This window comes from Nostoc sp. 'Lobaria pulmonaria (5183) cyanobiont' (assembly GCF_002949795.1).
Lineage (GTDB): Bacteria > Cyanobacteriota > Cyanobacteriia > Cyanobacteriales > Nostocaceae > Nostoc.
In genome coordinates this window covers 5700804-5715634 of sequence record NZ_CP026692.1, presented here as the reverse complement: position 1 = coordinate 5715634, position 14831 = coordinate 5700804, and the positions used below count along the sequence as shown (strand labels likewise).

Sequence of the window (14831 nt, the reverse complement as noted above, 5' to 3'; positions counted from 1 at the left end):
GCGCTCTGGATGCCCACTCCACAAGAATCATCCCTATTTTATTTTCAATCCAAAATTTAAAATCTAAAATTCCGTAATGACAAAATCAAATAATTGATGTGCCATTTCTAATTTAGAACAAGGTGCAATTTCCAATTGATTTCTTTGGCTATCTAAAAATATCGCTTGATTATTATCGCTACCAAAACCACTATCAGCTCGATCGATGGGATTGGCAACAATAGCATCGAGTTTTTTACTGTGTAACTTTTCTAATGCAGGTTTGACAATATCTCCAGTTTGTGCTGCAAAACCAATTAATATTTGATGTGGTTGTTTCTGTTGTGCTAATTGGGCGACTATATCTGGTACGGGTTCTAAAGGTAAAGCTTGGGGGAGCGATCGCTTGGGCAATTTCTCTGTACTATAATCTCGTGGTTTCACATCTGCCACGGCTGCTGACATGACAATTACATCAGCGTTGGGTAAACATTCCACCATAGCGTGCTGCATTTCGTCGGCACTAACAACGGGAATTGCTTGTACTCCCAATGGCACATCCCAATTAGCCGGGCCATGTACCAGGGTGACACTTGCACCTCGGTGAAATGCTGCTTGCGATAGCGCCAATCCCATTTTACCTGTGGAAGGATTACCAATAAACCTCACTGGGTCCAGATACTCTCGCGTTCCCCCAGCGCTAATTAAGACTCGTTTACCTACTAAATCTCGTTTGCCTTGAGTGTGTAACAAGGATTGGATGTGAGCCAAAATTTCTGGAGGTTCTGCTAATCTACCAGCACCGATGCGATCGCACGCTAATAACCCTGATGCTGTACTCATTCCATGATATCGACTATCTATCAATAGCTGTTGCCAATTCCGTTGTACCGATTGCTGTTCCCACATATCAGTATTCATTGCGGGTGCTAACAGCACGGGACAAGTAGAAGCCAGCACGGTATTTGTGAGTAAATTATCCGCCATTCCGTAGGCTAACTTTGCTAATGTATTAGCTGTCAAAGGGGCAATTACCATGACATCTGCCCATTCACCCAACTCAATATGCAACGGACGAGAGTGAGTTGGTTGCCAAAAATCATCATCTGTGTAGGCGCGATGACGAGATAGGGTTGATAAAGTCAGAGGCGTGATAAATTCTTGCGCCGAATGGGTAAGGATGACTCGGACTTCCACCCCGGTTTTAAACAGCGTCGAAACCAATTCACAGATTTTGTAGGCGGCGATACCCCCACCTACACCAATTAGAACCTTGTTCAATTTTGGATTAGTCATGGTAAAAGTTAGGAGTAAGTAGTAACTTAGGAGCAAGTAGTTACGAATAATAATTTCCAACTCCTAATTCCTCTACAGACGCAATTAATCGCGTCTCTCCTAACTTTCAACCTCAACTACGCTTCATCGTAGGGTTCCAAGTCTAAGAGGTAGATATAGGGTTCAACTAACTCTGGACGCTGAAATGCGATCGCTCGCAATAGATGCCAATCATTTAAACCCTCAAAAGCATTACTATAATTATCCAGTTCCAGACGTGTAGCTAGTTCTTCTACTTCTACTGCGTTCATGGCAGCAATTTCTTTTTGGGAAATGCTTAGAGTTGTCATAATGTTTGCCCCTCCCTTATGCAGCACTCGCCTTCAGCATGGGTTAAGTTGCGCTCTTTCGCAGCCACCCAATATATATTACTCATTAGAGGTCATTAAGTTCGTGAAAATTGTCAGAATTTGTACCAGAATTTATAAAAAATTCGTAATGCTGACTAAGCAATTGTATTTACAACGAAATTTCGTAGCACCTCTAACGTTTTTGGATCTATTTCATGCCCCATATCAAATTCGTGGTATTCTACTGCCACTCCTAGAGACTTTAGAGTTTCTCGTGCCTTCAAAGCAGCTTGTAGGGGCACAACTTCATCATATTTACCATGAGTGATTAAAGTCGGCGCAATCCCTTTTTGATTTGCCATTACTGCATCAGGATGTAAATACCCGCTCATGACAACTAAACCTGCTAAGGGCAATTTTGAGCCGACATCTAAAGTCATTGCTCCGCCTTGAGAAAATCCACTCAAAATGGTACGTGACAAAGGTATGCCAGTGGTACTTTCTAAAGATTCCAAGAAATCTGTTAGCAGTTGCCGGCTTTCTGCCAACCCTTGATACATATTTTCTACCCGCAGGTCATACCATGCCCTCCCTATAGGGGAATAGGGATAAGGATAAGGTGCATTAGGCAATACAAACTGGTAATCAGGTAAATCGATCAAGGGTAACAAAGATGCTACATCCTCAGCGTTAGCACCCCAACCATGCAAAGTGACAATTAAGCCTGCGGCGGGTTGAGAAGTTGCTGTGGGAACGGTGATAGCTTGTAAAGACAGAGGTTTACTCCTAAATTCTACTTTTGTACATAGATCGTATCTCTTATAGCAGACTTAGTATTTAACAGTATTTGCTGCTTGCCTAAAGAATACCTACGTCGTCAAGTAATTTATGGAAAACACAAATCGGCAGTTTTGAGTTAACCGCAATTCACACCGATGATAGTGGTGGAATCATGATGCGCCAAGAAGACTTTATTTTAAAGCCAGCCAATGAGGCTTCTGTAGTTTTTCGCACCCGAATGTTTTTAGGACGGGAGTAGCAATATTGTTTACAAACTCTCTCTGGTAAAGAACTCCACACGCGATCGCTAGCTATAATTACATTGATAAATCGGATGCGAGTTGCTATTTTAGAGACCTCGCAATCCGACCGTTTTCTACTTTCTGTGCTTAGAGTGATAGAGTGCTAATCACGATTAAACAACCACAAAATTGTTTTTGGTTAGTGACAACCCACTCGAAAGTTGTCCAAATTGTACCTGAGTAAAGGCACTCGCACTGCCATCTCGATCAAAGAACAATGCACCTGTAACATCGTTGTAAATAAATCGCTGAGTACTAGTGGTTGCAGATGCTCCGATCGTAAACTGATTTTTCTGAAGTGAACCTGCTGATAATCCGCCACCAAAACCAGCAGCTGATACCCGAATCAGTTCATTAGTAGTGTTGAAATCATCTAGTTTATCAATGCCTTCATTGAAACTATTGAAAGCAAAGGTATCAGCACCAGATCCTCCAATTAGACTATCATTACCGTTGCCACCTATGAGGATATCATTGCCACCATCACCGTTGAGAGTATCATCCCCATTGCCCCCCACAATCAAATCATCGTACTCTGTACCTTCGATATCTAATCGTTCGATACTCTTGTAGATAACCCCATTTGTCCCCGCCGTAATTGAGCCAGTGTTAGTGGTGGCATTGAAAGTCGAAGTGATTCCCTCCCTACCAATGCCGTTATGGACGATCAACAAATCGTCATCTGCGCCCCCATCTATTGTGTCATTGCCATCAATAACCTCAACGCTCTCATCTCCAAAGTGCCCGACATAGAAAGTATAGTTTCCTATTATCGTATCGTTGCCATTGCTCCCCACAATCAAATCAGGGCAGTAAAACCATCGCCGAATTGGATGGTATCCACTTCAGCAATAACTGCTGCTGAGGGAGTTATGCCCTTACCCACGCCACCGAAATCAGTAATAGTATCGATGTTGCTATTAGAGTCAGGATTGCTTAAGTTGTAGATAAATTTATCCTTGCCACCGCCACCAGTCAGAAGATCGTTGTCCTGATAAATTGAGTAAACATTGTCACCATTACCATTAATCGTATCTGCACTGTTAGTGCCCACTAGGGTATCATTCCCTTCGATTCCAATGATATTTGCCATAACTTTTTCCTACCTGAATTGATTTTTTGAGTAAATTAAGTTCTCAAGTTGTAGTTAGTGCTGTGTGAACGCGCAAAAATCCGCCAAATGTTGACGTTTCGACATTCTTTTATGTCACCCTTGAGGGTTACGAATTTTTCTCTGAAGATTCTCCTTTGACTGGCTTTTACGTAGCACTTATCTAACTATCTCGGACTATCTCAGTCTTAGGCATTGTACAAATTCATGAGCCTGTGGATTCAGAAGAAAACTAGTTTCAGGAGTATTTCAATGATCTTTCATCAGTAGCGTAGGTCGGTAAAAACCGTAAGTACCTCTGAAAATTAGTATAAAAATCAAGCTTGAATGCCTGAAAACCACAGCCCATAATTTAGTTGGTTTGTCAATGCGTAAGTCTTGAATAGCTTGAAAAATAGGGAACACTTGACAGAGCAGAGGATAGAGAATCTTTATGTCCTCTTCTGGGTTATTGCTCGTAGATGTTTAGCTTGAAAATAGGAAATATCTAATCTAACCCCATAATAAATGTATACCAAATATTTACTTAGATGTCTATATTTCAATAAAAATCTTTGCATACTCTTCATATTATTTACTGATAAATATATACATTGAGAGCTTATCCGAAAACCAAAATGGGTTTAAAAGTAATCCAAGCACAAGTGAAATGTCATATCACTAAGTAGTTATCTACCTTTTTCTTCTTGCTAGCCCAGACTATTCAATGTTAACGGAGGTACGGAGAACCTGTCCAACTCCTTTTGTTGTCACGCCACTATCCTATCTCAGAATAATTCCTAATACTCTTGAAGTGAACCAAGGCTTATGCAAAACTTGAGATCCTTCACTTCCAGCCTACTTTTAAGGAATTGATCAATGGCGCGTCTAGCCCTGCTGAGTGTATCTAACAAAACTGGTTTAATTGACCTAGCCCGTAGCTTGGTTGAAGAATTTGACTTTGATTTAATCAGCAGTGGGGGAACAGCCCAAGCACTCAAAGATGCAGGACTCCCTGTTACCAAAGTTGCAGATTATACAGGCTCACCAGAAATTTTAGGTGGCCGAGTCAAAACGCTGCATCCCCGGATTCATGGCGGAATTTTGGCGCGGCGAGATGTTCCCCAAGATATTACAGAACTAGAAAATAACCAAATTCGCCCGATTGATTTAGTGGTGGTGAATCTATATCCTTTTGAGGAAACGATCGCTAAACCAGGGGTAACATTATCCCAAGCGGTTGAACAGATTGATATTGGTGGGCCAGCAATGCTACGGGCATCATCAAAAAACTTCGCCCATCTGGCTGTATTATGCGATCCGGCACAGTATGACGAGTATTTACAGGAATTGCGGCAAAATAACGGCGACGCATCCTTAGAGTTTCGGCAAAAGGCGGCATTAAAAGGGTTTTCGCATACTGCTAGTTACGATCGCGCGATCGCATCTTACCTCGCCCAAGCACAGCAGTACACTCTTAGCGGTACACAATTACAATCTCTGCGTTACGGCGAAAACCCCCATCAACCCGCCGTCTGGTATCAAACTGGTACTACCCCAACAGGATGGACATCTGCGACAAAACTTCAAGGCAAAGAACTTAGTTACAATAACTTAGTTGATTTAGAAGCCGCACGCCGAATTATTGCTGAGTTCACTGATACTCCAGCCGCAACGATAATTAAACATACAAATCCCTGTGGTACGGCATTGGGAAGCAGTATTTCAGAAGCGTACCATAAAGCTTTCAATGCTGATTCTACTTCCGCCTTTGGTGGGATTGTTGCACTCAACCGCCCGATAGATGCGGCTACAGCTAGCGAGTTAACCAAAACATTTTTAGAATGTGTGGTTGCACCAAATTGTGATGCAGAAGCTCAAGAAATCCTGGCCAAAAAATCCAACGTGCGGGTTTTGACTCTAGCTGATTTGAGCAGTGGCCCTAAGGATACAGTGAAAGCGATCGCAGGTGGTTTCCTTGTCCAAGCTAGTGATGACGTGATTGCTGACACCAGTCAATGGCAAATTGTCACCGAACGTCAACCCACACCCGACGAATTAGCCGAATTGCTGTTTGCTTGGAAAGTCTGTAAACACGTTAAATCTAATGCCATTGTTGTAACTAGCGATCGCACTACACTAGGAGTAGGTGCTGGTCAAATGAATCGCGTCGGCTCAGTTAAAATAGCTCTAGAACAAGCTCAAGAAAAAGCCAAAGGTGCAACTCTCGCCAGCGATGGATTTTTCCCCTTTGATGATTCAGTCAAAACAGCCGCAGCAGCAGGAATTACAGCCATTGTCCAACCAGGAGGAAGTTTGCGCGATAAAGATTCTATCATTGCTGCTAACGAACTCGGTTTGCTGATGGTCTTAACTGGTGTACGTCACTTTTTACACTAAATTATTGGTTGTAAGGTGTGCAGTTTTTAAAGTGTCACATAATTTACTTACCCTTTGATAGAAGCGGTGATATATTAAAGTCGTGTGTGAGGAGCAAGTTAAAAATAAAAAGCGCCTGGGGTGGAAACACGGCAACACTCCCAGGCGCTTTTTAATTGGGCAGAAATTAGATCGCTTGTACAGTTTTGAAAGTCTTAGTCAATATACTTGACCTTTGATAGAGGTAATGATATCTTTGAGTCGTGTGTGAGGAGCAAGTTAAAAATAAAGAGCGTTTGGGGTGGAAACACGGCAACACTCCCAGGCGCTTTTTAATTTGTCAGAAATTGGATTGCTTATGCAGTTTTGAAAATGTTACTCAATATACTTGCCATTTGATGGAAGTAGTGGTATGGTTTATTTGTGTGTGAGGAGCAAGTTAAGAATAAAAAATGCCTGGGGTGGAAACACGGCAACACTCCCAGGCATTTTTTAATTTGTTTAGAGAAATTATAGAAATTAATGCTTGCAAAAATCTTGCCGAAAATCATAACTGTAGAGGTTTGGCATTGGTAGTCAGTCCTGATTGAGGAATACAATACGCTTCCTAGTCTACCTCCTAACTGGACTGGCGACAGCTATAGTAGTTTAATTTCATATTTTTACTTCCAGTTCAAGACGCGAATATTGTTAAAGTTAATCACGTCAATTTCTACACTTTGAAGATAATTTGCTAGCTTAAAGTCATCAGTTAGTACAAAATATTTCCCTTTAGATAAAGTCAGGATTCCACTGTCAGTAAGTCCGAATTTGACAAATTTTTCCGTATTAACAGCATCTAAACTTTTTATATAGTATTCATCCAAAATATCAACATTTTGAGCAAATAGAGCAAATATTGCAAAGCACTGAGAAAGTTCAGGTTCAACAAGTTTATCGACAAAGTTAGAGACTTCAGTCAAAATATTTGGGGTTGTTACAAGTTTCTGAAATCTGACAATGATTTTTAACAAAAGATCATCATCTTCTGGTATAAATTGCTGTGTTCGATTAAATCGAGTTATTCTTTATTGATTCATCTTCCCCACAAATTTATATCAATTAAAATTCCCTTTTGGTGATAACGACGAATCAAGGAATTAATCACATCTTTCATACTTGTCTAATTTTCATTGCTTCTACTTCGCCAGTTTGAGAATTTACCTTAAAAAGTTTATATTCTCGTTCATACAACACAGGGACAGAAGCAAGAGAGATAGGCATTAAGTCTTCCAATCGGCTTTTAGGAGGTTTTTTAGGAATATCAAACCCTAAAGTAAACCTCATCTATGTTGAGAACCGTAGTTTTTGCCCTCACCCTAAATCCCTCTCCCTACTTGGGAGAGGGACTTCTTTCCGGCTCCCCTTCTCCCAATATTGGGAGAAGGGGCTGGGGGATGAGGGTTTTTCTATTCATACAGAACTACGGTTTTCAACGTGGACGCAGTTTAATCAACCAGAAGCTTTTATCCTCAGAAAGTTCAACTTCTTCAAGTCTCAAATCTTTTAATGAAGAACCCATCATGTCTTGTATAGATTTTATGTATTGATATGCAGCATTTACTGCTGTTTTGACATCAATCATAATCTTAGTTGCTTCCTGCTCTAATTTGCTAATTTAATACTTGATTATAGTAATTTTACCTTAGCTACTGGTAGTTGATTAGCACATAATTAACAATATCTACTTTAACTATTCTCTTAGATAAGTTTAATAAAAATCAATTGAGTCAATCTGAATAGGGGGAAATTTTTTGTAACAACCCTCTGAGTTCTGTTTGTTTGCGGAGAATAAGAGCTTGCTGATTTGGTGTTACTTGACTAAGTTTTTCTAGAATTCCAGGACGGCGAAGAATTGGGTATGACCAGATATATTTGAGAAATTCCCAATTCAATCTTTCAGGACAATTTGATGCCATATCAGGTCTGGATTGTCTAACATACATGAAGCGACGTTTAATCACTCGCGACAAACATAAAAGCCGGGGAAAATCCAAAAAAATTACTGTATCTGCAACCGACAAACGAATGTCGAGAGTACCGCTATAGTTACCATCCATAATCCAAGATTCTCGTCGGGTTAGGTCTTGGATTATGCTCTGCCATTGAGTTTTTGGAGTCTCAACCCAACCAGGATTCCAGTACCAAGCATCCAAGTGAATCACTTCTAAACCTAAGATGGTTCCCAGTTCGCGGGCTAGGGTAGATTTACCAGCACCTCCAGAACCAATGATTAAGATTTTCTTCACCTTAGATGTGCATCTCCCTTTTCAACCTCAAGAGGTAAGCATTACTCACCCAAATAACCGTCTTCAGGGCAACTCAATACGCGGCTACAATAGTACCACTACAAGGATTATGCCCAAATTATTGATATTATGACCACTGCTACGACCGTAAAAACTGAGTATGAAGCGATTATTGGTTTAGAAACCCATTGTCAACTGAGTACCAATACCAAGATTTTCTCTAATAGCTCTACGGCATTCGGTTCTGACCCCAATACTAACATTGACCCGGTTTGTATGGGTTTACCTGGGGTCTTACCTGTACTCAATGAAAAAGTATTAGAATACGCCGTCAAAGCTGGTTTGGCACTGAATTGTCAAATTGCTAAATATAGCAAGTTTGACCGAAAACAGTATTTTTATCCAGATTTGCCCAAAAATTACCAAATTTCTCAATACGACCTACCGATCGCAGAACATGGTTGGTTAGAAATTGAGTTGGTAGATGCTGAGGGGAATCCGATTCGCAAACGCATTGGCATTACGCGTCTGCACATGGAAGAAGATGCTGGAAAATTGGTACACGCTGGTAGCGATCGCCTTTCTGGTTCTTCCTATTCTCTAGTAGACTACAATCGCGCAGGTATCCCATTAGTAGAAATTGTTTCAGAACCCGATCTGCGTTCTGGACTAGAAGCTGCTGAATATGCCGAAGAGTTGCGCCGGATTGTCCGGTATCTCGGCGTGAGTGACGGCAATATGGAACAAGGATCTCTGCGCTGCGATGTCAACATTTCTGTGCGTCCAGTGGGACGAAAGGAGTTTGGCACCAAGGTAGAAATTAAAAACATGAACTCCTTCAGCGCCATTCAACGAGCGATTGACTACGAAATTGAACGCCAAATAGCCGCCATCGATGCAGGCGATCGCATCATCCAAGAAACTCGGCTGTGGCAAGAAGACGCTCAATGCACAAGTAGTATGCGGGTGAAAGAAGGTTCTAGCGATTACCGCTACTTCCCCGAACCAGATTTAGCACCAATTGAGGTGTCAAATGAACAATTAGAGCAATGGCGTAGCGAACTACCAGAATTACCAGCCCAAAAACGCCATCATTATGAAAGTGAGTTGGGGCTTTCTCCTTACGATGCGCGAGTCTTAACAGAAGATCGTTCAATCGCCGAATATTTTGAAACTGCGATCGCATCTGGAGCAAATCCCAAAGCTGCTGCCAACTGGATTACTCAAGATATTGCAGCCCACCTCAATAAGCAAAAACTCACTATTACTCAAATCGCCCTGACTCCGACCAATTTGGCAGATATTATCACTCGCATTGAAACGGGCAAAATTAGCAATGCTCAAGCTAAACAAAAGTTGCCAGATTTGCTTAGTGGTATTTCTCCTGAGAAAGCCTTTGCCGGACAAGAGTTAATCACCGATCCTAGCGTACTGGAACCGATTGTCGATGAAGTCATAGCCGCCAACTCCAAAGAACTAGAAAAGTATCGCAACGGTAACACTAACCTCAAAGGCTTCTTTGTCGGACAAGTTCTCAAAAAGACAGGCAAACGTGCCGATCCTAAGCTGACTAACGAATTGGTTGAGAAAAAACTGAACGCCTAGTAGTCTATCAAGCCAACAATGCTTGGTAAGCAAGCAAAAGGTGCAGAGGGGCAGGGGAGCAGGGGAGCAAGGGAAAAGTTTCAGTAAGTTTTTAGTTTTTCCCCTCTGCCCCTCCGCTCCTCTGCCTCTTCTGCCAATTCCCAATTCCCCAACTAAGTATTTTCCCGGTCTTGCTTCACACAATCTTCATATAAAAACTGGTGACAACCCTCATACCTAAAATGATATGCTGTGGTAAGTAGATGCACCCTGATGATCTGGAGAGCTGCCTAAGTAGCTCTCTTTTTTATTTTATTTTCGTGGTATTTACGGATAAACTTCCAAAAATTTGAGAAGTAATCTCAATAAATAAGTATTAACCCTTAAAAAGTAAAGCATAGAGATAAGGAAGTAGATGTATCCTAACGATCTACAGAGCAACCCAAGTGGCTCTCCTTTTTTGTTTTTGTTTTTCGTCATAAGAAAGGTAAAAACAATTATGCTAATCGCCAACTGGTGCATTATTATTGCCATCAGCAAATAAACTCACAATAAAAAGGACTGAGGACTGGAGACTGGGGATGTAGGGGGATAATAACTCTTGACTCCTAACTCAACACTGGGAACTTTTCCAAGGCACTTTTCCAAAGCACAAATTGACCTATCCAACCTGATAGTTTAGAGTGAAGAATAATGGCAGATTGGCAAGAAATAACAGGTGGTATCACAGCACCAAGGGGGTATCAGGCGGCGGGAATTACCGCAGGATTGAAACCTTCGGGGTTGCCAGATTTAGCTTTGATATTCTCAGAAGTGGAAGCGATCGCAGCGGGTGTGTTCACCACCAGCCAAGTGAAAGCTGCCTGCGTAGAATATTGTCGCCAACGCTTGCAAGCCAAACAAAGCGCTCGTGCCATCTTCTGCAACGCTGGACAAGCAAACGCCGCTACAGGAACTCAAGGCTACCTTGATACCCTAGAATCTGCAATGGCAATAGCCCAAGCTCTAAACATCTCGTCTGAATCTGTGTTATTGGCTTCCACTGGTGTGATTGGTCAAAGAATTAAGATGGATGCTTTGCGAAGCGGGATTCCCAAGGTAGTAGCAGCACTATCAGAAACAGGATCAGATGCCGCTGCCGGGGCGATTATCACTACAGACTTGGTAACAAAATCTATTGCCCTAGAGACAACTATAGGCGATCGCTCGGTACGAATTGCCGGCATTGCCAAAGGTTCCGGCATGATTCACCCCAATATGGCAACCATGCTGGCATTTGTGACTTGTGATGCTGTGGTTTCGCCTCACCTTTGGCAACAGATGTTAGCAAGGGCAGCTGATAGAAGCTTTAATTCCATTACTGTGGATGGTGATACCAGCACCAACGACAGCTTAATTGCCTTGGCAAATGGTCAATCTCGCACCCCAGCAATTATAGAATGGGGCGCAGAAGCAGAGAAATTAGAGGCGATGTTAACAGCAGTTTGCCAGCATTTAGCCAAAGCGATCGCTCGTGATGGTGAAGGCGCAACCTGTCTCATTGAAGTGGAAGTGACAGGGGCCCATGATGAAATCTCAGCCCGACAAATAGCCAAAACGATCGCTGGTTCATCCTTAGTTAAATCTGCAATCTTTGGACGCGATCCAAATTGGGGACGCATCGCCGCCGCTGCCGGACGTGCAGGTGTGCCCTTTGAGCAAGAAAACCTGCAAATTAAGCTAGGGAATTTCTTAATGTTAGAAAATGGACAACCTCTACAATTTGATCGGGGAGCAGCAAGTGCTTATTTGAAAAAAGCATCGGTGGGTGCTTATCTGCAACAGGATACGGTGTTAATTTCCATTAATGTTGGCAATGGTTATGGTGTAGGTAAAGCTTGGGGTTGTGATTTGAGTTATGACTACGTGAAGATTAACGCCGAATACACTACGTGAACTACTCCCAATTGTTTGCGCTGTAGAGACGCGATTCATCGCCTCTTTACCCAAGGATGTGTTGCAATCATTAATTGAATTGGTATCAGAATAGTCTTACAGTTTCTTATGCTGTGGCTGGACGGGGAAAATGGCTAAGAAGCATATAGAACTTAGAAGGAAAAGATACTTCAAGCTAAGTTCACAAATCGCTCAGTTGGATAATGCACAATTGCGTTCTCTGTTTGATAATAGTGAGTCAAATGAGTCGAGCACAGGTTGGGGAATGAATCACACCATCATTCTTGGGGAATCCAAGGTTTTTGTGAAACGTGTTCCGGTTACAAATATCGAATTTGATAACCTGTTCTCCACTAGAAACCTTTATAACCTGCCGACTTACTGTAATTACGGCTTCGGTTCCACTGGTTTTGGGGTCTTCCGGGAACTTGTTACCCATATCAAGACAACCAATTGGGTATTGTCGGGGGTAATTGCCACCTTCCCACTGATGTACCATTATCGAATTATTCCCTTGGACGGGCGACGTGCGGATGTCGATAGGTCGCGTCTAAAAGATTATGTGGAGTACTGGGGCAATAGTGCCAACGCCGGGAATTATATGTTAGATAGAGCAAACGCCAACTATGAGTTGGTTCTGTTTCTAGAGTACATACCGCATATTCTGGAAACATGGCTGCGGGAAAACCCCAACAAACTTCAAAAACCCCTGGATGACTTACGCACGACGATTACTTTTTTGAGAACGAAGGGAATCATCCATTTTGACGCACATTTTCGCAACATCCTCACCGACGGTAAGCAGACATATTTGACCGATTTTGGTTTGGTACTTGACAAGAGTTTTACGTTGACTAAAGATGAAAAGTCTTTTTTTAAGCAAAACACATTTTATGACTACGGAGAAGTCTTGCGGAATCTTGGTCATCTTATTCGAGCGTCGTATGATTTATGTTCCGAGAATGATAAACACAGGATTATGGAAAAATATGGCATAAAAGAAGGCTTAAAACCTTATGAACTGCGGTCTATATTACTCGACAATATCGAGCAGATACATGCTGATAGAGTCATGAAGTTAGACGAATTGTATGTTGCCAGCATCGTCAAATACCGCAGCATCATTGCGCTGATGCAAGACTTCTTTTCTGATATGTGGGCAAATAACAACAAGGACACGAAACTTCGTCACACAGAACTACGGCTGCTGCTTAAAGAGACGGGGTTTCTTCCGAGTGTTGGAAACAGCAGATAGTTACCAAATCACCTGATTCTCACTCACGAACAAAGGTATACAATGGGGGTAGTACATCCCGCATCTATGCACAACTTGCTGCTGCGTTACTGGCTAACGGCTGGAGGAATTGACCCCGATGGCGATGTAGATATGAAGACCATTCCCCCAGCGCAGATGGTAGCCGATTTAAAAGCTGAAAGCATTGATGGTTACTGCGTCGGCCAACCTTGGAACTACCGCGCGGCTGTGGAAGGTGTCGGCTTTACCATCGCTACCGACTTAGAAGTTTGGCTGGGACACCCCGGTAAAGTTCTTGGTGTGCGGGAAGATTGGGCAGAAAATTATCCAAAATAGTACCAGATGGTAGCGGGAAGAACCCTGCAATCAGTAGGGGCAATTCATGGATTGCCCCTACAACTACGTCTACAAGTTATAAAGTATGTGTAGAGCGAGTATGTTGAGAAAAAATCTGTATGACAAGCTACCCAGAAACCGTAACTAATAACGAATCCGTTAATGCTTTAATCAGCGAGACGACAAGCATTAACCATCTTGAGGTAATTGAAAATGTCATCGACTCTTTGGAACAAGATGATAGTGCGATGGTTAACCACACTCCAGAGGGTGGTTATCTTTGGAAGTTTAAATATGGAAGTGTGGAAGTATTTGTCCAACTCAACGGGACAACCGATGAAGACACAATAACGGTTTGGTCTGCGGTGCTAAATTTACCTGCCAAAAATGAACCTAAGTTGATGCGGTATCTTTTGGAGTTAAACTGCTCTAGTACTTTTGAAGCACGTTTTGGTATTATTGAAAACCGGGTAGTTGTAATATCGACACGCACCTTAGCAGAGTTATCTCCTGGCGAAGTGTCTCGGCTAATTACCGTTGTGGCAACGATCGCTGATAATAACGATGAAGCCTTACAAACTGAATTTGGTGCGACTTAAGAAATTTTAGATTTTTAGATTGGGCTATTGCTACATCCGATGCATAGCAATCCGGTTTGGGCGAATCTGCAAAGACTTTTTTCTGTGTACCAATTAAAAAGCGCCTGGGAGTGTTGCCGTGTTTCCACCCCAGGCGCTTTTTATTTTTAACTTGCTCCTCACACAAATAAATAGTATCACTGCTTCAATCAAAAAGCGAGTCTAGTAAGTGACACTTTTAAAACTGCACTGTCAATTAAATTTGGTTTATATTCCCTTGACTTGACCCTATCTGCATTTTGGGTGCGATCGCTCCACAAAGGCGGTTTACTTAACAGACTCGATCGCGTCTAGGATATGTATTGACCTACTGATTTCATTAAACAGCCGCTTTGTTGGTAATCACCAGCTTTCAAAAACTGAGTTAGGGAGGATCTAGCCTTTACAAGTCTTAACATAACTAATTTAATAATTATTAAAGATATATGTATCCCTTAACTAATGCCTGAAACTCTTTAATAATCAATCAAACTCTCAAATAAATATTAGCACTCAATGCTTGTAAGTGCTAATTTATAGCTGAAGTTTCACGCCTATGATATAGACCAAAATTGCACTTTTTGCAGATGCTTTAGTTCCTTTCCAGATATTATTTTAGAAATAGAAAAAACTAAATATTTCCTGTAAATAATATAAAATT

At 41.9% G+C, this 14831-nt stretch carries 14 protein-coding genes and 1 pseudogene; 6 read left to right on the top strand and 9 right to left on the bottom strand.

From position 1 onward, the window contains the following. Positions 1-63 precede the first annotated feature (63 nt). The 5 genes from coaBC to NLP_RS25325 form a co-directional block, all read right to left on the bottom strand. Entirely contained in the window at positions 64-1275 is a 1212-nt protein-coding gene (coaBC, locus tag NLP_RS25345) for a bifunctional phosphopantothenoylcysteine decarboxylase/phosphopantothenate--cysteine ligase CoaBC (protein ID WP_104910033.1), read from the bottom strand. A 116-nt stretch (positions 1276-1391) separates the two neighbouring features. Continuing rightward, entirely contained in the window at positions 1392-1604 is a 213-nt protein-coding gene (isiD, locus tag NLP_RS25340; protein WP_104908739.1) for a protein IsiD, read from the bottom strand. A gap of 155 nt (positions 1605-1759) precedes the next feature. Next, on the bottom strand, positions 1760-2365 hold the full coding sequence (locus NLP_RS25335; protein WP_442946674.1) for an alpha/beta hydrolase: 606 nt from the start codon (positions 2363-2365) through the stop codon (positions 1760-1762). 434 nt (positions 2366-2799) lie between these two features. Further along, entirely contained in the window at positions 2800-3483 is a 684-nt protein-coding gene (locus NLP_RS25330; RefSeq protein ID WP_234017062.1) for a calcium-binding protein, read from the bottom strand. A 2-nt stretch (positions 3484-3485) separates the two neighbouring features. Beyond that, a complete protein-coding gene (locus NLP_RS25325; protein WP_104908736.1) occupies positions 3486-3779 on the bottom strand; it encodes a M10 family metallopeptidase C-terminal domain-containing protein in 294 nt (97 codons plus the stop codon). 876 nt (positions 3780-4655) lie between these two features. Here NLP_RS25325 and purH point away from each other — a divergent pair. Continuing rightward, the gene (gene purH, locus NLP_RS25320) at positions 4656-6176 is read left to right on the top strand and encodes a bifunctional phosphoribosylaminoimidazolecarboxamide formyltransferase/IMP cyclohydrolase (RefSeq protein WP_104908735.1); all 1521 of its coding nucleotides are present in this window, start codon (positions 4656-4658) and stop codon (positions 6174-6176) included. Positions 6177-6817: 641 nt separating this feature from the next. On the opposite strand, the gene NLP_RS25315 is transcribed toward purH, so the two are convergent. From NLP_RS25315 to NLP_RS25310, 4 genes are all read right to left on the bottom strand, one after another. After that, entirely contained in the window at positions 6818-7168 is a 351-nt protein-coding gene (locus NLP_RS25315; RefSeq protein ID WP_234017061.1) for a hypothetical protein, read from the bottom strand. Positions 7169-7307: 139 nt separating this feature from the next. Further along, entirely contained in the window at positions 7308-7481 is a 174-nt protein-coding gene (locus tag NLP_RS33585; RefSeq protein ID WP_158680527.1) for a hypothetical protein, read from the bottom strand. Between the two features lie 145 nt (positions 7482-7626). Further along, positions 7627-7779: a hypothetical protein gene (locus NLP_RS33580; RefSeq protein WP_158680526.1), complete on the bottom strand. Its 153-nt coding sequence runs from the start codon at positions 7777-7779 to the stop codon at positions 7627-7629. Between the two features lie 145 nt (positions 7780-7924). Then, a complete protein-coding gene (locus NLP_RS25310) occupies positions 7925-8443 on the bottom strand; it encodes a DNA topology modulation protein (RefSeq protein ID WP_104908734.1) in 519 nt (172 codons plus the stop codon). A gap of 129 nt (positions 8444-8572) precedes the next feature. On the opposite strand from NLP_RS25310, the gene gatB reads away from it, so the two are divergent. The 5 genes and pseudogenes from gatB (at position 8573) to NLP_RS25285 (ending at position 14152) form a co-directional block, all read left to right on the top strand. Beyond that, on the top strand, positions 8573-10048 hold the full coding sequence (gene gatB, locus NLP_RS25305) for an Asp-tRNA(Asn)/Glu-tRNA(Gln) amidotransferase subunit GatB (RefSeq protein WP_104908733.1): 1476 nt from the start codon (positions 8573-8575) through the stop codon (positions 10046-10048). Positions 10049-10720: 672 nt separating this feature from the next. After that, positions 10721-11962, top strand: coding sequence for a bifunctional ornithine acetyltransferase/N-acetylglutamate synthase (gene argJ, locus NLP_RS25300; RefSeq protein WP_104908732.1), 1242 nt, complete (start codon positions 10721-10723; stop codon positions 11960-11962). A gap of 130 nt (positions 11963-12092) precedes the next feature. Continuing rightward, complete coding sequence (locus NLP_RS25295) at positions 12093-13217, top strand: hypothetical protein (RefSeq protein ID WP_104908731.1); 1125 nt, start codon at positions 12093-12095, stop codon at positions 13215-13217. A gap of 18 nt (positions 13218-13235) precedes the next feature. Further along, a pseudogene (locus NLP_RS25290) lies at positions 13236-13547 on the top strand (ABC transporter substrate-binding protein); the annotation flags it as partial. A gap of 125 nt (positions 13548-13672) precedes the next feature. After that, positions 13673-14152, top strand: coding sequence for a YbjN domain-containing protein (locus NLP_RS25285; protein WP_104908730.1), 480 nt, complete (start codon positions 13673-13675; stop codon positions 14150-14152). The last annotated feature ends 679 nt before the right edge of the window (positions 14153-14831 follow it).

Bases quoted from the DNA above. Each gene is read 5' to 3' on its own strand.
- coaBC (WP_104910033.1), bottom strand. From the start codon at position 1,275: ATGACTAATCCAAAATTGAACAAGGTTCTAATTGGTGTAGGTGGGGGT.
- isiD (WP_104908739.1), bottom strand. From the start codon at position 1,604: ATGACAACTCTAAGCATTTCCCAAAAAGAAATTGCTGCCATGAACGCA.
- NLP_RS25325 (WP_104908736.1), bottom strand. From the start codon at position 3,779: ATGGCAAATATCATTGGAATCGAAGGGAATGATACCCTAGTGGGCACT.
- purH (WP_104908735.1), top strand. From the start codon at position 4,656: ATGGCGCGTCTAGCCCTGCTGAGTGTATCTAACAAAACTGGTTTAATT.
- NLP_RS33585 (WP_158680527.1), bottom strand. From the start codon at position 7,481: ATGAGGTTTACTTTAGGGTTTGATATTCCTAAAAAACCTCCTAAAAGC.
- NLP_RS33580 (WP_158680526.1), bottom strand. From the start codon at position 7,779: ATGATTGATGTCAAAACAGCAGTAAATGCTGCATATCAATACATAAAA.
- gatB (WP_104908733.1), top strand. From the start codon at position 8,573: ATGACCACTGCTACGACCGTAAAAACTGAGTATGAAGCGATTATTGGT.
- argJ (WP_104908732.1), top strand. From the start codon at position 10,721: ATGGCAGATTGGCAAGAAATAACAGGTGGTATCACAGCACCAAGGGGG.
- NLP_RS25295 (WP_104908731.1), top strand. From the start codon at position 12,093: ATGGCTAAGAAGCATATAGAACTTAGAAGGAAAAGATACTTCAAGCTA.
- NLP_RS25285 (WP_104908730.1), top strand. From the start codon at position 13,673: ATGACAAGCTACCCAGAAACCGTAACTAATAACGAATCCGTTAATGCT.